25 protein-coding genes and 1 other RNA gene are annotated in these 25,230 nt (G+C 37.5%); 22 read left to right on the forward strand and 4 right to left on the reverse strand.

From position 1 onward, the window contains the following. Positions 1-18 precede the first annotated feature (18 nt). The 17 genes from aspS to AC2CGN_RS08735 all read left to right on the forward strand — a co-directional run bounded on the left by aspS (position 19) and on the right by AC2CGN_RS08735 (position 15,936). Complete coding sequence (aspS, locus tag AC2CGN_RS08655; RefSeq protein ID WP_429982581.1) at positions 19-1,788, forward strand: aspartate--tRNA ligase; 1,770 nt, start codon at positions 19-21, stop codon at positions 1,786-1,788. Between the two features lie 139 nt (positions 1,789-1,927). Continuing rightward, positions 1,928-2,128, forward strand: a non-coding RNA gene (gene ssrS / locus AC2CGN_RS08660) — 6S RNA. A 241-nt stretch (positions 2,129-2,369) separates the two neighbouring features. Further along, positions 2,370-3,527, forward strand: a complete 1,158-nt coding sequence (gene nagA / locus AC2CGN_RS08665) for an N-acetylglucosamine-6-phosphate deacetylase (RefSeq protein ID WP_429982579.1) — start codon at positions 2,370-2,372, stop codon at positions 3,525-3,527. Between the two features lie 31 nt (positions 3,528-3,558). Beyond that, positions 3,559-4,281, forward strand: coding sequence for a GntR family transcriptional regulator (locus AC2CGN_RS08670; RefSeq protein ID WP_429984004.1), 723 nt, complete (start codon positions 3,559-3,561; stop codon positions 4,279-4,281). Between the two features lie 4 nt (positions 4,282-4,285). Then, on the forward strand, positions 4,286-5,005 hold the full coding sequence (locus AC2CGN_RS08675) for a sugar isomerase domain-containing protein (protein ID WP_429982577.1): 720 nt from the start codon (positions 4,286-4,288) through the stop codon (positions 5,003-5,005). Positions 5,006-5,024: 19 nt separating this feature from the next. Continuing rightward, a complete protein-coding gene (locus AC2CGN_RS08680) occupies positions 5,025-5,294 on the forward strand; it encodes an HPr family phosphocarrier protein (RefSeq protein WP_054771321.1) in 270 nt (89 codons plus the stop codon). Then, entirely contained in the window at positions 5,288-7,003 is a 1,716-nt protein-coding gene (ptsP, locus tag AC2CGN_RS08685; protein WP_484513355.1) for a phosphoenolpyruvate--protein phosphotransferase, read from the forward strand. Before AC2CGN_RS08680 ends, ptsP begins: the two co-directional genes overlap by 7 nt. A 41-nt stretch (positions 7,004-7,044) precedes the next feature. Then, positions 7,045-8,220, forward strand: coding sequence for a GNAT family N-acetyltransferase (locus AC2CGN_RS08690; protein ID WP_484513357.1), 1,176 nt, complete (start codon positions 7,045-7,047; stop codon positions 8,218-8,220). 263 nt (positions 8,221-8,483) lie between these two features. Then, on the forward strand, positions 8,484-8,795 hold the full coding sequence (locus AC2CGN_RS08695; protein WP_054771320.1) for a PTS sugar transporter subunit IIB: 312 nt from the start codon (positions 8,484-8,486) through the stop codon (positions 8,793-8,795). A 16-nt stretch (positions 8,796-8,811) separates the two neighbouring features. Next, positions 8,812-9,132, forward strand: a complete 321-nt coding sequence (locus AC2CGN_RS08700) for a PTS lactose/cellobiose transporter subunit IIA (RefSeq protein WP_283868873.1) — start codon at positions 8,812-8,814, stop codon at positions 9,130-9,132. A gap of 45 nt (positions 9,133-9,177) precedes the next feature. Beyond that, positions 9,178-10,506, forward strand: coding sequence for a PTS sugar transporter subunit IIC (locus tag AC2CGN_RS08705; protein ID WP_286925951.1), 1,329 nt, complete (start codon positions 9,178-9,180; stop codon positions 10,504-10,506). Between the two features lie 25 nt (positions 10,507-10,531). Beyond that, the gene (locus tag AC2CGN_RS08710) at positions 10,532-11,614 is read left to right on the forward strand and encodes a DUF871 domain-containing protein (RefSeq protein WP_484513360.1); all 1,083 of its coding nucleotides are present in this window, start codon (positions 10,532-10,534) and stop codon (positions 11,612-11,614) included. A 46-nt stretch (positions 11,615-11,660) separates the two neighbouring features. Continuing rightward, positions 11,661-12,662, forward strand: a complete 1,002-nt coding sequence (locus tag AC2CGN_RS08715) for an N-acetylglucosamine kinase (RefSeq protein WP_484513362.1) — start codon at positions 11,661-11,663, stop codon at positions 12,660-12,662. A gap of 234 nt (positions 12,663-12,896) precedes the next feature. Then, on the forward strand, positions 12,897-13,658 hold the full coding sequence (locus AC2CGN_RS08720; RefSeq protein ID WP_429985760.1) for a tRNA threonylcarbamoyladenosine dehydratase: 762 nt from the start codon (positions 12,897-12,899) through the stop codon (positions 13,656-13,658). A gap of 156 nt (positions 13,659-13,814) precedes the next feature. Next, positions 13,815-14,201 carry a hypothetical protein gene (locus AC2CGN_RS08725; protein ID WP_429985759.1) on the forward strand — a complete coding sequence of 129 codons (387 nt, stop codon included), beginning with the start codon at positions 13,815-13,817 and terminating at the stop codon, positions 14,199-14,201. 214 nt (positions 14,202-14,415) lie between these two features. Beyond that, the gene (locus AC2CGN_RS08730; protein ID WP_286925955.1) at positions 14,416-14,934 is read left to right on the forward strand and encodes a hypothetical protein; all 519 of its coding nucleotides are present in this window, start codon (positions 14,416-14,418) and stop codon (positions 14,932-14,934) included. Positions 14,935-15,216: 282 nt separating this feature from the next. After that, the gene (locus AC2CGN_RS08735) at positions 15,217-15,936 is read left to right on the forward strand and encodes a hypothetical protein (RefSeq protein ID WP_429989862.1); all 720 of its coding nucleotides are present in this window, start codon (positions 15,217-15,219) and stop codon (positions 15,934-15,936) included. Between the two features lie 169 nt (positions 15,937-16,105). Here AC2CGN_RS08735 and AC2CGN_RS08740 read toward each other — a convergent pair whose 3' ends face one another. Next, positions 16,106-17,395 carry a replication-associated recombination protein A gene (locus AC2CGN_RS08740; protein ID WP_484513365.1) on the reverse strand — a complete coding sequence of 430 codons (1,290 nt, stop codon included), beginning with the start codon at positions 17,393-17,395 and terminating at the stop codon, positions 16,106-16,108. Positions 17,396-17,581: 186 nt separating this feature from the next. Here AC2CGN_RS08740 and cymR point away from each other — a divergent pair, with 186 nt between their 5' ends. The 5 genes from cymR to AC2CGN_RS08765 all read left to right on the forward strand — a co-directional run bounded on the left by cymR (position 17,582) and on the right by AC2CGN_RS08765 (position 22,985). Then, positions 17,582-18,001 carry a cysteine metabolism transcriptional regulator CymR gene (gene cymR / locus AC2CGN_RS08745; protein WP_054771150.1) on the forward strand — a complete coding sequence of 140 codons (420 nt, stop codon included), beginning with the start codon at positions 17,582-17,584 and terminating at the stop codon, positions 17,999-18,001. A gap of 80 nt (positions 18,002-18,081) precedes the next feature. Next, a complete protein-coding gene (locus AC2CGN_RS08750) occupies positions 18,082-19,230 on the forward strand; it encodes a cysteine desulfurase family protein (RefSeq protein ID WP_429985756.1) in 1,149 nt (382 codons plus the stop codon). Between the two features lie 266 nt (positions 19,231-19,496). Continuing rightward, positions 19,497-20,621: a tRNA 2-thiouridine(34) synthase MnmA gene (gene mnmA, locus AC2CGN_RS08755; protein ID WP_429982559.1), complete on the forward strand. Its 1,125-nt coding sequence runs from the start codon at positions 19,497-19,499 to the stop codon at positions 20,619-20,621. A 73-nt stretch (positions 20,622-20,694) separates the two neighbouring features. Then, positions 20,695-21,354 carry a tetratricopeptide repeat protein gene (locus tag AC2CGN_RS08760; RefSeq protein ID WP_429982557.1) on the forward strand — a complete coding sequence of 220 codons (660 nt, stop codon included), beginning with the start codon at positions 20,695-20,697 and terminating at the stop codon, positions 21,352-21,354. A 188-nt stretch (positions 21,355-21,542) separates the two neighbouring features. Beyond that, positions 21,543-22,985 (forward strand): MDR family MFS transporter, encoded by a 1,443-nt coding sequence (locus AC2CGN_RS08765; RefSeq protein ID WP_429982555.1) that lies wholly within the window; start codon positions 21,543-21,545, stop codon positions 22,983-22,985. Between the two features lie 152 nt (positions 22,986-23,137). Here AC2CGN_RS08765 and AC2CGN_RS08770 read toward each other — a convergent pair whose 3' ends face one another. The 3 genes from AC2CGN_RS08770 to hisA form a co-directional block, all read right to left on the reverse strand. After that, positions 23,138-23,857, reverse strand: a complete 720-nt coding sequence (locus AC2CGN_RS08770; RefSeq protein WP_286925967.1) for a GTP pyrophosphokinase — start codon at positions 23,855-23,857, stop codon at positions 23,138-23,140. A 289-nt stretch (positions 23,858-24,146) separates the two neighbouring features. Continuing rightward, a complete protein-coding gene (locus AC2CGN_RS08775) occupies positions 24,147-24,434 on the reverse strand; it encodes a hypothetical protein (protein ID WP_054771073.1) in 288 nt (95 codons plus the stop codon). Then, positions 24,431-25,198 carry a phosphoribosylformimino-5-aminoimidazole carboxamide ribotide isomerase gene (hisA, locus tag AC2CGN_RS08780; RefSeq protein WP_429989002.1) on the reverse strand — a complete coding sequence of 256 codons (768 nt, stop codon included), beginning with the start codon at positions 25,196-25,198 and terminating at the stop codon, positions 24,431-24,433. Before hisA ends, AC2CGN_RS08775 begins: the two co-directional genes overlap by 4 nt. Positions 25,199-25,230 lie beyond the last annotated feature (32 nt).

Consider the following 25,230-nt stretch of genomic DNA (forward strand, 5'->3'; position numbering starts at 1 on the left):
TTTGGAGGAACTAAATAAATGGCTACAAGAACACATGCTAGTAACGAATTATCAGAACTGTTACAAGGCGAAAAAGTTGTATTAAAAGGTTGGGTACAACGCCGCCGTGACCTAGGTGGTTTAATTTTTATTGATTTACGTGATCGTACAGGCATCACACAGGTTGTTTTTAGTCCTGATGTTGCTGAGGCACATGCTTTAGCAGATAAAGTACGTAGTGAATATGTCATTGAAGTGGAAGGGACAGTTATTCTTCGAGCAGAAGATCAAATTAACCCAAATGTGCCAAATGGAAAAATTGAGGTAGAGGCATCAAAATTAACTGTTATTAATACAGCAAAAACACCTCCATTCCAAATTGAGGACCGCACAGATGTTTCAGAAGATTTACGTTTAAAATACCGTTATTTAGACCTTCGTCGTCCAGTTATGTATGATACATTCAAGCTACGTTCAGATGTTACACGTACAATTCGCAATTTCTTACAAAACGAAGACTTCCTAGAGGTGGAGACACCAATTTTAACGAAATCTTCTCCAGAGGGGGCTCGCGATTATTTAGTACCATCACGTGTCCATGAAGGTGAATTTTATGCATTACCACAATCACCACAGCTATTTAAGCAATTATTAATGGTGGCAGGCTTTGAAAAATACTTCCAAATCGCACGCTGCTTCCGTGATGAAGACCTACGTGCAGACCGTCAGCCAGAATTTACACAGGTCGATATTGAAACAAGCTTTTTAACACAAGAAGAAGTTTTAGAAATGAATGAACGCTTAATCCAAGCTGTTATGAAGGAAGTTAAAGGGATTGATATACCTGCTCCATTCCAACGCATGAAATATCAAGAGGCAATGGACCGTTACGGCTCAGACAAGCCAGACGTGCGCTTTGGCTTAGAGCTTGTTGCTTTAAATGATATTTTTGATGGCTGTAGTTTTAAAGTATTCGCTGATACAGTAGCACAAGGAAAACAAGTAAAAAGTATTAATATTAAAGGTGCTGCAGATAGATACTCCCGTAAAGATATGGATGAATTAACAAAATTCGTCGGTATTTATGGAGCAAAAGGTCTTGCTTGGTTAAAGGTAACAGAGGAAGGCTTAAATGGTCCGATTGCGAAATTCTTTGACGAGGCATTAGCAAGTGCATTAATGGAGCGTATGAAAGCAGAGGTTGGGGATATTCTAGTATTTGTTGCTGATCAAGCATCTGTTGTAGCAGCTTCTCTTGGTGCACTTCGTACGAAATTAGGCCATGACTTAGACTTAATTGATGAATCACAATTTGCCTTCCTATGGATCACAGATTGGCCGCTATTAGAATACTCTGAGGAAGACGGTCGCTATAAAGCAGCACATCATCCGTTTACACGTCCATTTGATGAAGATATTCCTTTAATGGAAACGGATCCTTCTGCTGTCCGTGCACAAGCATACGACATTGTACTAAACGGCTATGAACTTGGTGGAGGCTCACTACGTATTTATGAACGTGAGCTACAGGAAAAAATGTTTGCATTACTTGGTTTCTCAGAAGAGGAAGCAAAAGCACAATTTGGCTATCTATTAGAAGCATTTGAATACGGTGTACCACCACATGCAGGTCTAGCATTTGGTCTTGACCGCTTTGTTATGTTACTAGCAGGCCGCAACAATTTACGTGATACAATTGCATTCCCGAAAACAGCAAGTGCTAGCTGCTTATTAACTAGTGCACCAAGTGCTGTTTCTACAGAGCAATTGGATGAGTTAAATTTAGCAATTAAAGCATTTAAAAGATAATTAGTACTTCTAAATACCTGGATTCTCTAGCAAAAAATGTTGGGAATCTAGGTATTTTTTGTGTTTTCGCAGGAATTTATATTTTTTAACGAAAAATCGTTTGAATTATCTGAAATATGGTGTTATGATAACTGTAATACGAATCCTGATGTGTTTGTTTATCTGCTGATTCTACTTAACAGTTTTGACCGAACATTATAGAATTGGGAGCCTTCATTTTGTAGTCGCAAACATGCCCTAACAAGGAGCGGGACGTTTAACACTGCAAAGCGGGCACCCCCCTGCGACTTGCGGGTTCAAAACGAATGTTTCTTGGCATTGCTGCACAATCGGGATTCGTCCATACATAGTGAAACAAAAGGAGCATGTATTGCTCCTTTTTTTATTGCCCAAAAAAATAATTTCATCGATAGGCTAGTGAATAATTAAAATTTAAAGAAAAATTTAGAAAATATGAAAAAATTACTTTTTATTTTTGTGAAAGCATCATATAATTGGTATAGACAACTATACCAAATAAATATTGGTAGCTTGTTTGATTCAGCAATACTCCTTCATAGGGGAATAAAGGGGGTGACTCATTGAAGGGGACATTATTAATTTCAAATGTTACGATAGTTCATCACGATAAGCTACCGTATAAGGGCGACTTGCTGATTAACAACGGTAAAATTAGAAAAATAAGTCACGCATTATCTGACCGTGCTGAGCATTATATTGATGGCAAAGATAAAAATTGGTTCTTGCTTCCTGGCTATATAGATATGCATATTCATGGTTCTGCTGGTCACGATACGATGGATGCCACCCCATCTGCCTTACATCAGATAGCCCGTTCTTTAGTAAAAGAGGGAGTAACAGGCTTTCTTGCTACTACAATGACACAATCAATAGAAGCAATTGAAAGCGCTTTAGCCAATATTGCACTTTTTGAAAATAGTGAAGATGAAGCATGCTTACTAGGAGTTCATGTAGAGGGACCATATGTTTCAAAAAAAAGGGCAGGTGCACAGCCAGTTGAATACATTATATTACCCTCCATCGAACAATTTGCAGCATGGCAAAAAATAAGTAACCAACGTATCAAACAAATTACGATTGCCCCTGAGGTAGAAGGAGGCTTTGCCTTTCTTGAATCATTAAGGGGCTCACAGATAATTCCCTCTATAGGGCATTCTGATGCAACCATTGAGGATGTGGAGAGGGCAGTTGAACTGGGTGTAAGCCAGGCTACACATTTATATAATCAAATGCGTCCTTTTCATCACCGTAATCCGGGTGTTGTTGGAGGAGTGTTAGTAGAGGATGCGGTGAAGGTCGAGATCATTGCAGATTTTGTGCATAGTCATCCTCAGGCTGTCAAACTAGCGTATCGGTCAAAGGGAGCTAAAGGAATAATTTTAATTACCGATGCGATGCGGGCGAAAGGCTTACAGTACGGTGATTTTGATTTAGGGGGTCAAACTGTTCATGTTTCCAAGGCTGGGGCACATTTGTCTAATGGAGCTTTAGCTGGCAGCGTGTTAACGATGGAACAAGCAGTAAAAAATATGAAAGCAATCACAAATTGCTCATGGCAGGAAATTGTTGCAATGTCCTCTACAAATGCTGCTGAGCAATTAAAGCTTACAACTAAGGGACGTATCATGGAAGGCTTTGATGCAGATTTTGTATTACTTGATGAAAAATTAAATGTGCAAAAAACTATTTGTCAGGGTAAAGTTGTATTTGAGAAATGAAAGTAAAGAGGCGATAAGGATGGTGCAAGACTTGTTAGATAAAAATTCTCATATACCTATCTATATACAAATAGAAGAGATTATTAAACAACGCATTTATTTAGAAGAATACAAGATTGGAGAAAACATTCCTTCTGAACGTGAGCTTTCAACGCAATTTGATGTCAGTAGAATGACTGTTCGTCAATCTATTACAAACTTAGTGAATAGTGGCTTACTGTACCGAGAAAAAGGAAGAGGCACCTATGTAGCGAATCCAAAATTAGAGCAACCATTAAAGGGATTAACGAGTTTCACTGAGGACATGAGAGCTAGAGGGATGGAACCTAGCAGTAGAGTTCTTCGATTTGAAAAAATTGTACCCCCAGTTGATGTGGCAAGTGATTTAATGTTAGAGCCTGGCGAAGAGGTATTTTTTGTAGTACGAATTCGTAATGCGGATTCTAAGCCAATGGCAATTGAAAGAACATATATTCCAGTAAAAGTGTATCCAGAGCTAGATGAAAAGAAAATTATGGGGTCATTGTATGCCTTGATTGAAGCAAAGTTCCATCAAAAAATTGGCAATGCCATTCAACAAATGGAGGCAGCTATTGTTACAAAAGAAGATAGTAAATTTTTGCAAATTAATCATACAGCACCTGTCTTAATTATTAAACGTACAAGTTATTTATCTGATGGTGTTCCGTTTGAGCTTGTGCGTAGTACTTATCGAGCTGATCGTTACAAATTCATTAGTGAAATTAAAAGGTGATTCTATGTATGCATACTTTCTAGAAATACAAAAGCTAATGCAAACCGTGCAAGAGCAAGAACATGCTCAAATTGCTGAAGCTGCACAGTTAATTGTGGAACGGCTTCAACTTGGTGGTATTGTGCAATTATTTGGCTGTGGTCATTCTCAACTTTTAGCGCAGGATGCATTTTATCGTGCGGGGGGGCTTGTGCCTGTACGCCCAATCATTATTGAACCTTTAACATTACATGCAGGTGCATTAACATCATCTAAAAATGAAAAGGACCCGACGATTATTGAGCAATATAAGGAGCAATTTGACTTTCATGAAAATGATGTATGTATCGTTATCTCAACTTCTGGTCGAAATCCTGCCCCAATAGATGCAGCTCTTCTAGCGAAACAATCAGGGGTAGTCGTTATATCACTACAGTCTCTTAACTATCATAATCAGCCATCGCGTCATCCAAGTGGAAAACGTTTAGAGGAAATCGTGGATATAATGATCAATACGCATACACCAATAGGCGATGGTGTTCTAAGCTACAATAAAATACAGTTTGCACCCGCTTCCACAGTGATTGGGTCATTTATTTTAAATGCATTATTTGGTGAAGTGATTAAGAATATGGCAAGAGAAGGTTGTGCATTACCAGTTTTTGAAAGCAATAATGTTGAATCCAATCGGTCTCATAATGAGGCTTTGATGGCTAATTATCAACATCGGATTAATTTTAATTGAAAAAACGGAGGGGATATCGATGAAAAAGATGTATAAAATAACAGCGCCAGAGGGACTACATGCTAGACCTGCAGCATTACTTGTAACTGCTGTTACACCATTTGAATGTGATGTTGCCTTAACATATAAGGAAAAGTCAGTAAATTTAAAATCAATTATGGGTGTTATGGCTCAGGGAGTTACTCCGGGAAGCATTGTAGAAATTTCAGCAGAGGGTCCTGATGCAGAGAAGCTTTTTCAAACCGTTACAGAAGTACTCATTTCTAAAGGAATTGGTGAGGAATGCTAGAAATACAGGGAATAGCAGTGTCTGATGGCATCAGCTTTGCAAAGGCATATTGTTTAAAGGACCCAGATTTATCGTTTGAAAAAGTAACTGTTTTGGATGTACAAGAAGAACTAGAAAGATTCAAGACTGCTAGGGGCAAAGCAAAAAAGGAGCTTCAAGAGATTTACGAAATTGCTCAGGTCAAATTTGGTGCAGACAAGGCAGCGATTTTTGCCGCACATTTATTAGTGTTAGAAGACCCAGAAATGATTGCAGCAACTGAGTCGAAAATTGTATCAGGGATAAATGCTGAGTATGCCTTAGATGAAGTAGCGAATATGTATATCGAGATGTTTGAGAGGATCGACAATATTTATATGCAGGAGCGAGTAGCAGATATCAGAGATGTCTCTAAACGAGTTTTAGGGCATTTGCTAGGCATTGAAATGGTAGATATGAATCGTTTAACCTCTGATGTTGTCATTGTTGCAGCGGATTTAACACCCTCTATGACAGCGATGCTAAATACGAAGTATGTAAAGGGGTTTATTACGGATATTGGTGGTAAAACGTCTCATTCTGCTATACTGGCACGAACATTAGAGATTCCGGCAGTAGTAGGTACTAAAAACGCTACACAAGTCATTCAACAAGGGACTCCGATTATTTTAGATGGTACAAATGGCAAAATTATTGTGAATCCTACCTCAGAAGTATTAAACTTTTACAAGCAACAACACAAACAGCACATAGCCGCGTATGAAGAGCTTCTCCAGTACCGTTCAATGGCAAGCTTTAGCGCTGATGGATGTGCTATAGAAATAGCTGGTAATATTGGTAAACCAGAGGACGTAGATATGGTTCTAAATGCTGGTGGTGATGGTGTAGGTCTTTTTCGAACGGAATTTTTATATATGGGACGTCAGGAGCTACCTTCTGAGGAGGAACAGTTTCAAGCCTATAAAAGTGTACTTGAGAAAATGCAGGGAAAGCCAACAATTGTTCGGACCTTAGATATCGGCGGTGATAAGCATCTACCTTATTTAAAACTATCAGCAGAAATGAACCCTTTTCTAGGCTATCGAGCAATTCGAATTAGCTTAACACAGCACGATATTTTTCGTGAACAGCTTCGAGCCTTATTAAGGGCAGGTGCCTATGGTCATTTAAAGATAATGTTCCCAATGATTGCAACTTTGGATGAATTTCTAAGCGCAAAGGCCATTCTTCTTGAGGAACAGCAATATTTAAAAAATAATGGCTATTTAGTAGCTGAAAACATAGAGATCGGAATAATGATTGAAATCCCATCAGCAGCTATTATTGCGGACATTTTTGCTAAGGAAGTAGATTTTTTTTCAATTGGTACAAATGATTTAATTCAATACACATTAGCGGCAGACCGCATGAATGAAAATGTATCTTATTTATACCAGCCATACCATCCAGCCGTTTTAAGATTAATAAAAAATGTTATTGTTGCAGCCCATCAGCAAGGTAAATGGGTAGGTATGTGTGGAGAAATGGCGGCAGATGAAATAGCCATACCAATTTTACTAGGATTGGGGTTAAATGAATTCTCGATGAGTGCCTCCTCTATTCTAAAAACGAGAGCGCATATTGCTAAGCTTTCAAAGCAGCAATCAATGCTACATATTGAGCGCATTTTACTACTCTCTACAGCAGATGAAGTGGAGGAGTATGTAAAAACGCACTTAATAAGTTTGTGAATTTCAAGAATATTCAGTATTGAATAGGGGTGATTTGTTTTATGGATATAAAGATGATTCCACCAGAAGATTATTGTCAGGTACATCAACTAAGAGATTATTGTTTTCCTAATAAATATATAGGAGCACGCCGTGAGGATTTTCAATACTGGATTGAGCACAGCATAACGCTCGGGGCATATGATGCACAGAAGGTAGTTGGTCAGCTACTAATATTACCTCTTAATATAACTGTACATGGTAAGAGTTATGCTATGGGCGGAATTGGCTTTGTAGCCACCTATCCAGAATATCGGCAGCAGGGAATTATTAAACAGCTAATGACAGCAGCACTATTGAAAATGAGGGAAAACGGGCAATCCGTATCTGTCTTAGCCCCTTTTTCTGTTTCCTTTTATCGTTATTTTGGCTGGGAGCTATTTTTTGAAAAACTACATTACTCCATTCCGCAAATGCTATTTCCTAATTTCGGAAAACAATTAGATGTTATTAAGCGCATGAGCTTTGAATGCCGAGATAATGGCCTTTATCGTGACATTAAGGATTTTCATAATGCACAGGCACTTACTCGTAATGGAGGTATGCTACGAAATAATGCGTGGTGGCAAAGGATAGAGAGAAGGATGCCAGACAGTCATTTGGCGGCCTACTTTAATTCTGATAATGTAGCAGGCTATATTCGTTATACGATACACAATGAAATATTTGAAATTCATGATTTTATAGCAGAGGATTTACTAGCAGAACAAGCAATTTGGCGCTTTGTCTCAACACATGCTGCAAGTGTTACTAACATTAAGGGAATTACCTCTAGCGACCATCACTTTGGCTTTCATTTTAAAGAACCACAGTTTAAAAGAGAGGTTGTTCAAGATGTCATGATTCGAATAGTGGATGTTCTCTCTTTTATGCAGCAATATTCATGGCAGGAAATGCAAGAGCCCTTGTATGTGCGTATAGAAGATTCCTTTTGTGCATGGAATGAGCATATCTTTAAAATAAATAAAGATGGAAATGTTTCAATTGTAGAGACTAATTCAATCCCTGCGATGCATATGTTAGCATTACCAATCAATCTTTTTTCTGCTATGATGATAGGCTACCTTTCTGTAAGTGAAGCAGTTGAATATGCCCATAAACAGCCAACAAAAGAGCTTGTTGAGCGATGGCAGCTTGCAATACCTACTGAGAAACCCGCCTTTTACGAGTATTTTTAATGGGTTATACAGATGAATTATAAAATTTTTTTTAAACTTTTTTCTGGACTATACCAGTTTGGTGAAACCTTTTATTCGCCTGAAAGAAGGTTATAGCCCAATTTTTGAAACAATTTTCTAACGAGGGAAATAGTGTAAAAAGTATATTGTGGTATATACCAATTGGTGCTATTCTCAACTTAAGTAAGCGATTTCAAAGCTGGAAAACAACAAATTTTCGCTAGTTAAAAAGACCATATTAATAATTAAAAGGAGTGTTGAAAATGAAAAATATTATGCTTGTATGTGTAGCAGGAATGAGTACTAGTTTACTAGTGTCAAAGATGCAAAAAGCGGCACAGGATCAAAATATGGAGGCAGATATTTATGCAATTGCTGAGGGGGAGGTTGAAAAAGTAATAGCTACGAAAATGCCTGACGTGCTTTTACTAGGCCCCCAAGTTCGGTACTTAAAGGGATCATTTGAAAAAAAATTTAAGGATATGAATTTTCCAATTGATGTTATTAATATGGCTGATTACGGCATGATGAATGGTGAAAATGTCTTGAAGCAGGCATTAACGCTAATTGGTTAAGGGGGCGGCAAAGTCGATGGAAGAAACTGCATTAATGGCATCCATAATGGGCTTGATTGTGCATAGTGGCAATACAAAGAGTGAGTGCATGGAAGCCATTCAGCTAGCAAAAAAGGGGCATATTGTTGAAGCAAAAGACAAAATAAAGCTTGCTAATGATGCTTTAATTGAAGCACATCATTCTCAAACGGCTTTATTGTCACAAGAGGCGAGGGGCGAAAAAGTAGAAGTTTCCATGCTGCTAATCCATGCGCAGGATCATTTAATGAATGCTATAACATTTCGTGATTTAGCTGTGGAAATGATTGAGTTATATGAACGAATCAAAGGGGAGTAGCATCAAATTTTGATGTCCAAATAAAAAATAAAGGGAGTGTGTGAAATGTTCCGTTTTTTAGAAGAAAAATTTGTGCCAGTTGCTGCTAGAGTAGGGAATCAACGTCATTTAGTTGCCATTCGTGATGGGTTTATTACAATCATGCCATTGACAATTGTTGGATCATTTGCTGTGCTTATTAATACTTTTCCTATTGAGCTATATCAAAATGCACTCGATTCCATTTGGAAGCACGAAACCTGGACTCAGTTTGGCGGCAACATCTGGGGTGCGACATTTGGAATAATCTCACTATTATTAGCATTTGTCGTAGCATACCACCTAACAAAAAGTTATGACAAAGATGCGTTATCTGGTGGTGTGATAGGGCTTGCTAGTTACATGACCTTTGGGACATTTGGGGAGGGCGGCTTAACAGGGCTAACGACAGGTACTGGAGGCATATTTGTAGCCCTCATTACAGCCTTAATTTCTGCTGAATTATTCTCACGTTTATCGGGCAATCCAAAGCTTTTAATAAAAATGCCTGCGGGAGTACCGCCAGCAGTTTCAAAGTCGTTTGCCGCATTACTACCAGCAATTATTATAATTGGTTTAATAGCATTAGTACGTACAATTATTTCTGCTGGCTTTGATATTCCAGATATTATTGGTACATTTTATTCAACCGTTCAAGAGCCATTTATGGGCTTAACAAATACATGGGTAGCAGGTCTTATTTTAGCGTTTATTCCAACATTTTTATGGTCATTTGGTATTCATGGGGCAAATATTATTGAACCATTTATGCAATCGATTAATCTACAAGCAATTGATGCCAATGTTGCAGCAATCTCAGCAGGTAAAGTAGCACCGTATATTATTAACAAACCATTCTTTGATGCTTTTATCAATATGGGTGGTTCAGGTACTACAATTGCCTTAATCATTGCTATTTTCATCATTGCGCGGAAGAACAAACAGTATAACACGGTCGGTAAGCTCTCGGCAGCACCAGGATTGTTTAACATTAATGAGCCATTGCTATTCGGTTTACCAATTGTTTTAAATCCAATTCTATTTGTGCCGTTTATTTTAACGCCTATGATCAATGTCACAATTGCCTTCTTTGCAACTAAATGGGGCTTAGTACCAGCAGCGACAATAGCTGCACCATGGACGACACCTCCTATTATTAATGGTTTTTTAGTAACACAATCATGGCGCGGTGCAGTGCTTAGTATTGTTCTAATTGCTGTTGCTATCTGTATCTATTTACCATTCTTATCGATGGCAAACCGTATGGCAAAGCAAAATGAGCAACGAGCTGCTGAAGCGGAGGCTCAAAGTAAACAGTCTGTTACACAATCAAATAGTCAAAAAGTAGAAGTGTAATGGCTGATTAACGGAGGTATCTGAATTGAGAAGATTAGGAATTTCACTATATCCTCAGCATAGTACACTTGACCAAATGAAACACTATGTGCAGCTTGCTCATGACAATGGCTTTGATCGAATATTTACATGTCTACTGTCGTTAAATAACAATGAGGAGCGGCAAAAATTACAGCAAATCAATAAATTTGCGCAGCGACTTGGGTTTGATATCTCGGCTGATGTTGCACCAGCAGTCTTCGAAGACCTAGGCTTACCCTTTAAAGATATCGGCTATTTTAAAGAACATTATCATTTAGCGGCTTTGCGCTTAGATATGGGGTTTTCTGGTCAGGAAGAAGCTTTTATGTCACTTGATGCAAGTAATATAAAAGTAGAATTAAATATTAGTAATGGTACTAAGTATGTAGAAAATATATTATCCTACCAACCTAATAAAGATAATATTATAGGCTGTCACAATTTTTATCCAAGGCGTTTTACTGGTCTTTCTCGTCAGCACTTTTTAACTACCTCTAAGCTGTTCAAAACGAATCATATTCGCACAGCTGCCATGATTTCATCGCAGCATGCCAAATATGGACCTTGGGAGCAAACCGAGCATGGCTTGCCAACATTAGAAGAGCATCGTTATCTACCAATTACTGTGCAAGCTAAGGATTTATGGCATACAGGATTAATCGATGATTGTATTATTGGAAATATGTATGCCTCTGAAGAAGAGCTCCATGCTTTAGGTCAATTAAATCGTCAAAAACTTGAACTTAAAATTGTACCCTCTGCTGAAACATCTGTTTTAGAAGAAGCGATTCTATTTAAGGAGCCTCATTTTAACCGTGGGGACGTTTCAGAATATATGATTCGAAGTACACAGTCACGCGTTAAATATAAAAATGGTGACTTCCCTGCACATGATACAAATCCATTAAAACAGGGCGATGTGACCATTGATAATAATCTGGATATTCGTTATAAGGGCGAACTGCAAATTGTGTTGAAGGAAATGCCCAATGCTGGCTCAACCAATATAGTAGCTAGAGTCGTTGAGGAAGAACAATTTTTACTAGCATCTATTCAGCCATGGGAATCATTTGGCTTTACGAGATGATAGTGCAAATAGAGAAAGGGGTTGAGAAATCAATCCTTTTTTCTTTATGAGGAAAGAGGTGAAAATGATGTATGTTTTAGCGATAGATGGTGGAGGCACAAAAACATCTGCGGTCCTTTGTGATGAACATGGAAATATTTATGCTAAAGTAGTGACAACTCGTAGTAATCCGACAGCAATGAATCTTCATTATTTTGAGTCAACAATTCATACGATCATGCAAAACTTACAGCGACAGAACTCTCAAGTATTTTCAGCTATACATAGTTGTTATGCTGGTATGGCTGGGGTGAAGGAGCTTCATGCAGAGAGAACTGTAGAAGAAATAGTACGACAATATGTTCCAAGCAAAGCAATTATCTCCGTCGAAAATGATGCAATAATTGCCCTTTATTCGGGAACACTTGGTCTGGCAGGTATTGTACAAATAGCAGGAACTGGTGCCATAACAATGGGCTATGATCAACAGCAAATTTTTCATCGTGTAGGAGGCTGGGGGTATCTGTTTGATGATGAGGGCAGTGGATATGATTTGGGGGCACAAGCGTTGAAAGCAATTTTTCAAGGCTATGATGGCAGAGGAAGAGCAACAGCTTTAACAGATGCCATACTAAATTATTTTGCTGTAACTAATGTACCACAATTAATAGAATGTATTTATGGAGAAGAGCATCCACGTACAGTTGTTGCTCCTTTAAGCAAATATGTTACTGCGATGGCTGCTCAGGGTGATGAGGTTGCCAATAAAATTTTAGAGGATGCTTGTCAAAAACAATATAGAGCAATTAAAGCTTGTTACAAGCAAATGATTTGGGGAACAGAGCATGTCCCTGTTGTCTTAGTAGGAGGAGTATTTGAGAATGAAAGTTATTTTCTACCTAAGTTACAGCAACTCGCAAATGCTAATGGCATTCCATTACAATTTATGACACCGTTGCTTCCACCAATTGGAGGTGCAGTCATTGCAGCTTTGAAGGAACTTAATATCCAGCCTTATCCAGGTTTTATAGAATCCTTTCAAAAAAAAGATGAACAACTAAGCAGTTAATCGAGTTTAAACAGGGGCATTTGAAGGGAGAACCTTTCAAATGCCCGTTTAAATGTTGAATATTTTTTAGTTATAATTTTCACTTGAAGAATAACATGATAAAATGTAAGATAGGTTTGATTTTATCTTAGTATTTAACTAGGTTTACTAATAAAGTGAGGGCCGCATCTCTCACAATGCATATTTCTGCACATGTAAATAAAAAAAAAATTATAATAGACGGAGAGTGTAAGAATGTTACATCAATTTTCACGTAACGAGCTCGCTATAGGTACAGAGGGTCTCGAGAAATTAAAAAATACAACAGTTGCCATACTTGGAGTAGGTGGTGTTGGGTCATTTGCAGCTGAGGCGTGTGCACGAAGTGGAATTGGGCGCATTATTTTAGTGGACAAGGACAATGTTGATATCACGAATGTAAATCGCCAATTAGTCGCTTATCTTTCGACAGTAGGTAAATCGAAGTCAGGTGTTATGAAAGAGCGAATTGCAGATATTAATCCACAATGTGAAGTGATTGATATGCATATGTTTTACACAGAAGAAACATATGAAGAATTTTTTGCACAAGGCATTGATTATGTGATTGATGCTAGTGATACTGTGATGTATAAAATTCATATTATGAAGGAATGCTTAAAGCGTAATATTCCAATTATTTCAAGTATGGGGGCAGCGAATAAAATGGATCCTACTCGCTTCCAAATTGCAGATATTTCGAAAACTCACACAGATCCATTAGCAAAAATTATCCGTACAAAATTACGCAAGGAAGGTATTCATAAAGGGGTTACAGTGGTATTCTCTGATGAAAGCCCTATTGTAGTTCGACCAGACGTTGTCGAGCATGTTGGGAAGCCAGATGCAGCTATTCGCAAAGCGAAAATGCCACCATCTTCAAATGCGTTTGTCCCTTCTGTTGCAGGTTTAATTGCAGCGAGCTGGGTAGTGAATACAATCTTAAAAGATGTAAAAATCACTCGTGTGCAGGGATAATATTTTAGTAAATTATAATAACCCTTCTTACGCGGTGTAAGCAATAAAGAGCAAAATTGAACAATTTGATAGAAGTAGCTGTCTCAATTGACTTTGGAGGTAGCTACTTTTTCTGTGTTACAATAGGAACGTTGTAAAAAAAGGAGGCGGTTAATAGTGGAACAAATCTACCAAATGGAATACAGAGGCTTAAATTTGTTCGATGAAATCAGTACAGTAGAGCTTGCTATTGATGAACAGGGGCAAACAATACATATTTTTGATACTGGACAGGTTGTGAGTCCCATTTTTAATTTTGATGTTTCTGCCTATGAACTATCAGAGGGTTTTTACAAAATGGCAGACATACTTCGCCATAAACGTATATTGACAAATTATCAGCAGGGTAGCGATTGGACGCTTAGTAAATGGCTAATCACAAACAATGCTTATTTTTATGTACCAAAACAAAGAATAAAAAAATATGTCCAGGGAAGCATTATAGAAATTGTTGATCGTGCAAAGGAGCAATTTTTATTTGAGGAATATGTACAAAGGATTTAATTCTATCAAAATAGATTATCTTATGTACACAAAAATGCTATTAATTCACGAAATTGTCTTATTTTCTTCATGACCACACTTCTTGAATTGGTTTATTGCTATAATTTGAATAATTCCAATTGATAATAGATCGATTTGTTTGGAATGTACAGGACTGCTTAGGGGAGTAGGAATGACGTTTAGAAAACAAATGAGAACATGGGAGAGTGGTAAAATGGAAATTCAAGTAATTCGTGATCATTTAGATATTGTAAAGCTACAACAAAAGATGGATGCTATTGTATTTGACTATTTGGATACATCTAATAATTATCCAAAAGCTATGAGAGAACTAAATCCTTTATATATACAGGTCACTACATTTTATAAAGAGTATGTTACTAAAAGGGCAGGTGAAATACCAGATGCCAATACATACTGGCATTTGTTTATAGATTGTAGTGCAAAATTATGCTATTTTTTAGCTGCATCAACCTATTATTCTTCCAACGCGCTACAAAAAACGCCAGAGAAAATCGAGCGATTATTAACTATTGCTGCCTATTCACTACCTAGTATCGAACAAGAGGAGAATGCGCAATTATTAGCCGACATGTTTGCTCTTTATAAGGAAGTTGTCAATGATGCTGAGAAAGCGGATTCATTAAGAAATAAGGTGCTTGAACAAAAGGGTTCAGTGAAGCAATGTCTGCAGCATTTTAAACAATTTGTTGATAAAGAAGTAAGAGAATAGTTTGACAGATAATCTTTTCTTTTACATTTCAGAAAAAAGAATACGTAACTAGAATCTGCTTACTTTCTGTGGTTAAGCCTACAATTCTTACAACCCTTGTGTTGTAAGGTGGTATTTTCCGATGAAGGTTTGCGGATTTTTTTATAAAAAATAGTGTTACAATATCAAAATTTTATGTGAAAAAGGACTTTTTTCTTAAAAGGTTTTTATAAATTTTTGTCGAAATATAGTTTGGAAATAAGAAATATTTATATGTAAAATTCATAGAAAGGGGGGCTATAAATGTTAATCAATGGTACAGAAATAGATTTGGCAAATTTAGAAAAACCATTGTTATTAATAAATGAGGATGAAGAAATTTTATTTCAACGATTGATGTTGCCTACACTTCAATATGAGCTTATTCAATGTCAATTAGCATTGTCCACAAGAAAATCGATTTCCCTAGTAAGGGACTTTTGGTTGGCTTTGTACAAGGATCGAGAGCAATTATATATCAACAGCGGTCATGCAATGTTATATCCAATTCGGCTAATTTTATATGAGCTAGTGACAAAGACAGAACATTTTAAACGTTTGTCGAAAAAATCATTAGGTGATGAATGTCTCTCACTTATCTATGCAGTTGTTCTCTTACAATTTATCATGCAATGGCTCAAGGATCGATTTCAAAATAACATGGAAGTGTACGAGGCAATGAAATTATTATACAGAGTGACTGAGGATGATTTAGACGATGAGCAAGTTCCTATAGCCAGGGAACATTTAATTGCCCAAGCAATTGCAGTGAAGGCAATTCGTTATGAGGTAAAGGAAAACGCCCAAGAGTTTGCTAGCTTACTTTATCAAACCTATAATTTTCTAAACTATTTACATGATAAAGTAAAAGAACAAGAGGGAAATGAGACGAATTCGCTACCATCAATGAGGAATGTGGCAGATAGTTTGAACTTATTTTACAGTGAGCGTTACACAACAGACAATCCCAGCTTTACAGGATGATTGCTTAAGCAGTCTGTCCTGTTTTTTTATCTCGAATTAACAGATGTTTTTGAATCGAACCCTTGGAAGAGGACTTTTAAAGGAACTGATTTGGAGATGTAAAAAGGACAATACATATTAGTGATATAACATATATTGTCCTTTTAAATATGTTTTGAAATCAATGAATTTATTTCTGTTCCTTATGAAAAGATTTAAGTTTTTCGTAGATACCTGCCATTCGTTTTTCTTCACCAGCGATAACCGGCGTATAAAATTCAACTCCGACTAGTTCGTTGGGTAAATACTGCTGATTCACCCAGCCACCAAATGTACCAATTGGGGTGTTGTGCGGGTATTGATAGCCTACATGTCCTAAATCTTTTGCTCCCTCATAATGAGCATCACGTAAATGATGTGGAATATCCCCTGTCTTACCTTCGTGGATGCTAGCAATGGCAGCATCAATAGCTACAATAGCGGAATTAGATTTAGATGCTAGGCACATTTCAATCACAGCACTAGCAAGGGGGATGCGGGCCTCTGGTAAGCCTAAACGCTCTGCTGCTTGAACAGCAGCTAGCACATGTGCACCGACATCAGGCTGTGCTAGTCCTATATCTTCATAAGCCATAACAAGTAAACGTCTGCTGACAGCGACTAGATCACCGGTTTCTAGTAAATGTGCTAAATAATAAAGTGCGGCATTGGTATCACTACCGCGTACAGATTTTTGTAGTGCGGATAATAGATTGTAAAAATGAGACCCTTTTTTGTCGCCATATACACCGATTCTTCCGATAAGATGTTTGATAATATGATCTTCCGCAATGGTATGACCGTCTACCTCATCACTTGCATAATAAATGGATTCAAGCAAAGTTAGTGCCTTGCGTGCATCTCCGTTAGCGGCGCCAGCAATTTGTTCAATCTGTTCATCTGTTAAGATGAAATGCTGTTTGCCTAACCCTCGTTTTTCATCAGCAAGTGCCTTTTTTACAAGCTCCATAAGATTTTCCTGTGTTAGCCGTTGTAGTTGATAGATTTCCCCACAGCGGGAGCGAATCGCTGGATTAACATCGTGATACGGATTCTCAGTAGTTGCCCCAATAAGCACAATTGAGCCATTTTCAACATGTGGTAACAAAGTATCCTGCTGTAATTTATTAAAGCGATGAATTTCATCTAAAAAAAGTAATACTTTCCCTGAGATTCTTGCTTCCTGTACAATATCCTCAACGTCCTTTTTACCAGCACGAGTAGCATTCAGAGCAAAGAAGGGGAGCTTTGAGCTTCCGGCTATTGCATTTGCAATGGACGTTTTGCCAATACCGGGCTCACCGTATAATAGCATAGATGGAACATGCCCATTTTGAATCATTTTATAAAGAGCGGTAGTAGGACCAATAAACTCTTGATGCCCGACAATTTCATCAAGACTTAACGGTCGCATGCGGTAAGCAAGTGGTTCGTTATGCATAAAAAATACCCCCTTTAAATGTAACGTATATGAGCTGAAATGAAGCGTCAACGTATTTTGTTAATACAAACTAATGCACAATTATTAGTATATCATAACCATTCAAGAGTATTTCCGAGTTCTTCAAGAGGACATTATGATATACTGTTGGTAGTATTTTTGACTAGACTAATTGAGGGTGATAAAATGAAAATTTCAACTAAAGGCCGTTATGGGCTAACGATTATGATTGAATTAGCAAAGCATTATGGAGAAGGTCCTATACCATTACGTAAAATTGCGGCAGAAAAAGATTTATCTGAGGCATATTTAGAGCAATTAGTTTCCCCATTACGTAATTCTGGCTTAGTAAAGAGTGTACGTGGTGCCTATGGCGGTTATATGCTAGCGAATCCACCGAGTGAGATTTCTGCAGCAAATGTCATTAGTGTCTTAGAGGGGCCTATTCAGCCAGTTGAAGGAATTGAAAATGAGGAGGCACCTCAGCGTGAGTTATGGCTTCGCATTCGCGATGCAGTGAAAAATGTGTTGGATACAACTACTATTGAAGATTTAGCACAATATACTGAGGAAAATGTAGTGGAAGGCTATATGTTCTATATTTAATTAAGTTTAGGCTAAAGCATCGTTATTCTTTGGTAGGGATACGGATGCTTTAGCGCTTTTCGTACAAAGGAGTTTTCAACATGAATTCATATATTTATCTCGATCATGCGGCAACAGCACCTATGAATGACAAGGTTATCCAAGCTATGACTGTTGCAATGCAGGATGTTTATGGGAATGCATCGAGTATTCATGGAGCAGGTCGAGAGGCAAGGAAATATTTAGATGATGCACGTGATGTATTAGCCAAATCAATTGGTGCTCAACCTAGTGAAATCATTCTAACAAGCGGTGGCACTGAGGCGGATAATACAGCAATACTAGGAACTGTTTATGCTCGCGCTAGTGAAGGGAAACACATTATTACTACACAAATTGAACATCATGCGGTGCTACACACATGTGAAAAACTTGAGCGAGATGGCTTTGACGTTACCTATTTACCAGTTGATGAAAAGGGCCGTGTTTCTGTAGAAGATGTGCGGAATGCATTACGTGAAGATACGATTTTAGTGACGGTTATGTACGGGAATAATGAAGTCGGAACAATTCAACCGATTGCTGAAATTGGGCAACTATTACTAGCACATAACGCCACTTTCCATACAGATGCAGTTCAGGCATACGGTTTAGAGACGATAAATGTTGCTGATTTACATGTGGATTTACTAAGTGTTTCTGCGCATAAAATTAACGGTCCTAAAGGGATTGGCTTCCTTTACCAAAAAGCGGGGACGCAGCTTGCTAGCTATGCTCTAGGTGGTCAACAGGAGAAAAAACGTCGCGCAGGCACTGAAAATGTACCTGCAATCATTGGTTTTTCGACTGCTGTGCAAATTGCAAATGACTTGCGTGAAGAGAAGCGAGCACTGTACAATCGCTTTAAGCAAATTATGCTTGATGTTTTTACGCAAGAAAAGCTAACATACCATGTTAATGGAGATGTAGATAATTCACTTCCGCATCTTTTAAATGTGAGTTTTACTGGAATGGAAGTAGAGTCCTTCCTTGTAAATCTTGATATGGCAGGTATTTGTGTATCGAGTGGCTCTGCTTGCACTGCAGGTTCCATTGATCCATCTCATGTTTTAGTTGCAATGTTTGGACAAGGAGCAGAGGAATTACGTAACTCAATTCGTTTTAGCTTTGGACAAGGTTTAACCGAAGAAGATATACGATATGCCGCTGAAAAAACAGCGGCAGTCGTGAAAAAACTTGCAAAAAAATAAAGTATATTGCGCTTAACTTGTTTTATCTTCATTCAGCAGAAAACTCCAGCCTCTACAGGTGGTGAGAAATGCGGTATTGGTTCCTTTTAAGTGGGTGTCCAAACACCTACTGAATGAAGATAAAGCCTCAGGCGGATGTCACGGATTTTCAAAGGAATGAATTGTGCAGACAACTCAAAATTCGGACGCATTGTTTATCTGTACGAAAGCAACAATTACGCCAAGGCGAAATTGATGGAAATTGAAGAAAAGAAAAGGTGACCACAATGAAAGAAACACGCGATCCCTCACAAATTCGTGTTGTTGTCGGCATGTCAGGTGGGGTAGATTCTTCGGTTGCTGCATATTTGCTGAAACAACAGGGGTATGAGGTAATCGGAATATTTATGAAAAACTGGGATGACACTGACGAAAATGGGGTTTGTACAGCTACAGAGGATTATGATGATGTTATTAAAGTATGTAACCAAATTGGGATTCCGTACTATGCGGTCAACTTTGAAAAGCAATATTGGGATAAAGTTTTCACATACTTTTTAGAAGAATATAAAGCAGGGCGCACACCAAATCCTGATGTAATGTGTAATAAGGAAATAAAGTTCAAAGCCTTTTTAGAGCATGCAATGGATTTAGGAGCTGATTATTTAGCAACAGGACATTATGCTAGAATCGATCGAAGCGATGATGGCGAAGTAAAAATGCTTCGAGGAATAGATGATAATAAGGATCAAACATATTTCCTAAACCAACTATCTCAGGAACAATTAGCACATGTTATGTTTCCGATTGGTGATATTGAGAAAAAAGAGGTTCGAAAAATTGCAGAAGAAGCTGGTTTAGCGACAGCTAAGAAAAAGGATTCAACAGGAATCTGTTTTATTGGAGAACGCAATTTCAAAGAATTTTTAAGTCAATATTTACCGGCACAACCTGGTAAGATGGAGACAATGGATGGCGTTGTCATGGGTCAACATGACGGATTAATGTACTATACATTAGGCCAACGACATGGTCTTGGGATTGGTGGAGACGGAGAGCCTTGGTTTGTGCTTGGAAAAGATTTAGAGCGCAATGTATTACTTGTTGGACAAGGCTTCGATAATGAGTATTCATACTCTACATCATTAACTGCTGTAAAAATGAACTATACTTCGACAAAAAAATTGCCTGGGAAATTTTCATGCACAGCAAAATTCCGCTATCGTCAAACAGATACACCAGTAGACGTTGAAATTTTACCAAATGGTTGTGCACACATTACATTTGCAGAGCCTGTACGTGCTATCACACCAGGACAAGCTGTAGTGCTATACAGTGGAGAAGAATGTTTAGGTGGCGGAACAATTGACGAAGTCTTTAAAAGTAATGAAAAACTAACATATGTTGGATAACTTGCGTTAAGACTGCTTTTACTGCCTCTTGGCTTCTAGAAGCAGTCTTTCGCTACATAGAGGTGAAGAACAAATGAATTATAATGAACAGGGTATTCAGGCCTTTCAGGAAAAACGTTATGAGGATGCTGCCCAACTATTTACAAAAGCAATTGAAGAAGAACCAGAAAATGCCATTGGTTATGTGAATTTCGGTAATTTGCTAGCCGTGTTAGAGGATACAGAACGTGCAGAACGTTTTTTCCAAAAGGCGATCACTGTGGATGAAACTGCAGCTACAGCTTACTACGGTTTAGCCAATTTATATTTCAATGCAGAGCGCTATGCCGAAGCTGTCAAGTTGTACGAACAAGCATTAAAACATCAGATTGAAGGGGCAGATGTCTATTATATGATGGGCAAATGCTTTGAGCGTATGGAAAACCAAAAATTGGCATTACCTTATTTACAACGTGCAGCAGAACTTGCTCCAAATGATACGCAAATTCGTTTAGCCTATGCCATTGTCCTTTGTGCGCTAGAAATGTTTGCAGAAGGGAAGAAGGAGCTGGATCAGTTAATCGAGCTGGATTGGAATAATGCGGATGCACACTATAATTTAGGTGTACTTTATGCAGTGTCTACAGAACAAACAGAAGAGGCGATGTATCATCTAAAACAAGCATTTACTCTACAACCTGACTATGACCAAGCACGTTATATTTATGATATGATTGCCCAACGATTTAACTAGTAGAATAAGAAGTAGCAAGTGGCACTTCCCAAACTTGCTGCTTTTTTATTTGTTATAAATGGAAATACTTGAAGCGGAGATTTTTACTAGTAGTTCACAAGCATTTTTGATAAAATTTATCCTTTCTTCTTTTATTTTCAGCTCAAACTTGGTAATGTATGTCATGCAGGAAAGGAAAAGGTGACAAGATGAATAAAGTATTTATTGCACTACTACTTGTAACAGCACTTGCTGCAATTGAGGGTACGATTGTTAGTACTGCTATTCCAAGCATAACAGCCGATTTATTAGGCGTAGACTTGATAAGCTGGATTTATTCCGCTTATTTATTAGCTTCGGCCATTGCTGCGATTATTTTTGGAAAGTTAGCCGATTTATTTGGGCGTAAACGGATGATTATTACAGGCATCATTATTTTTTTACTAGGTTCCATGTTATGTGGTTTAGCGCAATCGATGGAGCAATTAATTGTCTTTCGTGCTATCCAAGGTATTGGCGCAGGTTCAATTTTACCAATTACATTAACAATGGTCGGTGAGTTATTTAAGACCGAAAAGGCGCGTGCTAAAGGACAAAGCTATTTAAGTATGGTATGGGGAGTATCTGGCGTGGTTGGTCCATTATTTGGAGGATTTATTGTTGATCAGGTATCTTGGCATTTTATTTTTTTCATTAATGTACCATTTGGCTTAGCCTCTATTTATTTAATTGTCAAACATTATCAAGAACAATTGGAGACAGTGAAGCGTAAAATTGACTACTTAGGCGCTGCGCTATTTACAATTGGAATGGTTTCGCTATTATATGTTATTATCGATAATAGCAAAACACAGGCTTGGTTATCGAGCCAATCACTTCTTATGTACGGAGTTGCTGCTGTACTTTTAGGTATTTTTATATGGGTGGAGCTACGCGCAGAAGAGCCAATCATTCCGTTAACGTTGTTTAAAAATGGTCGCCTAATGGTCATTAATGCATTAACATTAAGCGGAATGTCTATTGTGATTGGTGTGACAGTTTATATTCCGATATTTGCACAAAGTGTGCTAGGGAAAAATGCAACGCAAGCAGGTTTATTATTAACACCGATGTCTATTTTCTGGACAGTGAACTCTATTATGGCAGGTTATTTAATCGGACGTTTAACAAATAAACGCATTATTCAAATGGGTACAATTTTACTGGTTATAGGTACACTATTACTAACAAGACTGTCTTCAGGTTCTAGCGATTTCAGTGCTTATTTCGCTTCATCATTAATCGGACTAGGGATGGGCTTTATCATGCCAATGTTGATGATTTCCATTCAAAAGGTGGCAAACCCGAAACAGCTCGGTATATCCATTGGTCTAAACTCTTTTACCAATACATTTAGTCAAGCGGTTGGTGCGGCACTATTTGGAATGATTTTTAACCTGACAACAAGTGAAAAAATGGCTTCATTAGGAAAAGGTGAAATACAATTAAATGGTGAATTTGCAAAAGGAGGCTTTAGTGTAGGTGAGGTAAGCTTTTTAAAGGAAACGATTGCAAATGGAGTAAGCTATGTATATATAGCTGCCTTTGTTTTTGCCATTTTAGCCCTTGTTTTCTCCTTCTTTATAGCAACAAAATCTAAAGAGCATGCATAGTAAATTTGCTTTTTTGCAATCTTGAAATAATAAAAATCCACTTCACATTTTGTGAGAAGGGACATTGGACGCATAAGGTCTTTTGCTTTTCTCGCAAAACATTAGGTGGATTTTTCAATTGATTAAGTATTGGATGCAATGACATTCCAGTGTCATTTGTTAGGTAATTCTGTCAGGTATTTAGCTAAATGTGAAATAGGCGTACTGTCTAGCAATGAAGGCTCAGTTTCATTTTCTTTTAAAATATTGATCTCTTTATTCAGTCGCTCCATTTTTCGATCTAACTCTGCTGCTTGTAGAGCGGCTTCTTTTAATTCAATTCGAATATGCTCTGGTACTTCCTTGTTATACTTATAATAAATTTTATGCTCTAAGCTTGCCCAAAAATCCATTGCTATTGTACGGATTTGAATCTCTGTATATACCTTCTCCATATGATCAGACATAAAGATAGGAATTTTGATAATGAGATGTAAGCTTTGATAGCCATTGTCCTTTGGATAGGCAATATAATCCTTTACATCTACAATTTCAATATCATGTTGTGCCTGTAGCATAGCGCTTACTTTATAAATATCCTCTACAAAGGAGCATGTAATTCTGACCCCAGCAATATCCCTTATATTTTCGCGAATATCTTCAATGGATGGTTCAATGCTCTTTTTCTTTATTTTCATTAATATACTTTTTGGTGATTTTATTCGGGTTGAAACATGTTCTATTGGATTGTATTCATGAATTAGCTTAAATTCTTCTTGTAAAATATTAATTTTGGTTTCGATTTCCTGTAAAGCGAATTTATATGCTAAAAAGAAACGTGTTAGCTCTATTTGTAAGTTTTTAAAAGTTATTGCCTCAAGTTCGTTTTTCATGCTATCTTAAATCCTTTCTTCCAAACTGTTAATTACCTCAATTATCTAAAGCTTATCAAAAAAAGCTAAAAAATAGAAATATGTACGCTGATAAATAAAAATACACTAACATTTGTAAGTGTTTGGAAAAATATGACCGATTATGAGTTTTAAGAAAAGTTTATGTTAGAGAGAAAAGACATAATCTGGTCTAAACCTTAAAAGCGCTAGAAATCAAACTTTAATTTCTAGCGCTTTACTGAAGTGAAACTTGATAAGTTTAAAATATACTTACAACCTGGTCAAAGGTTTAAATCACTATTTCTGCATTTAAATTGTAGCGTTTATTAAATTCATCAACAAAAATTTGTAAGTCTATATAAGTGCCTATATAAGGCTCTGTTTCCTGATCGCGTAGGAAGCCGCATGTTGCCTTTAAGGATTTGGAAAACTCTAGTAGCATCTGCTCATTATCTAGCTGTACATGCAAGGAGCGTGAATTATCCATAGTATTTACCTTAAAGTACTTGCCGTCTATAATACGCTCTAAATTTGTTTCTTGAAAAGGAAAAATAATATCTTTATAAATTAATTTCACAATATCCCGTCCTTTTTACAATAGTTTACTACATCTACATATGGTAATTCTCCGCCAAAAATTGAAAGGGCACTTCCAATTGTCACGTGAAGTTTACCATTCGCTAACTTCTTGAATTTCTCTAAGTCCTCAATGGAACGGATCCCTCCAGCATATGTTGTTGGGATAGTAGTCCATGCTGTTAGATCACGTACTAAGCTTTCCTGCATACCACCTTTTTTTCCTTCCACATCAACCGCATGAATGAGCAGCTCATCACAGAAATTTTCAATATAAGCGATGGACGCAGCATTGACCTCGAAATCACTAAATTTTGTCCATTTATCAGTAACAACATACCATTTATCATTGCGCATTCGACAGCTTAAATCAATGACTAAATGCTGTTTGCCAATTTTTTGTACGAGTTCCATCAGTCGATCCATATCAAGCTTGCCATCATGAAAAATAAAAGAAGTCACAATTACATGCGAAGCGCCAGCATCAATATACTTTTTGGCATTTTTTGTAGTGATTCCACCACCTACTTGCAGACCATGAGGATAAGCTGCAAGCGCTGTAAATGCAGCCTCGTCATTTCCTTCACCGAGCATTATAACGTGACCACCTGTTAATTGATCCTGAGCAAACATTTTTGCATAATAACTAGAGTCATGATTGGAAATAAAATTTTCAATGACTTTTTGATCTGCATGTCCCAATGTGCTCCCCACAATTTGCTTTACTTTGCCATCGTGTAAATCGATGCAAGGTCTAAATTCCAATAGCTTCACAATCCTTCCGTGCAACAAAATTT

The organism is Lysinibacillus sp. DFXJR4 (assembly GCF_057196045.1).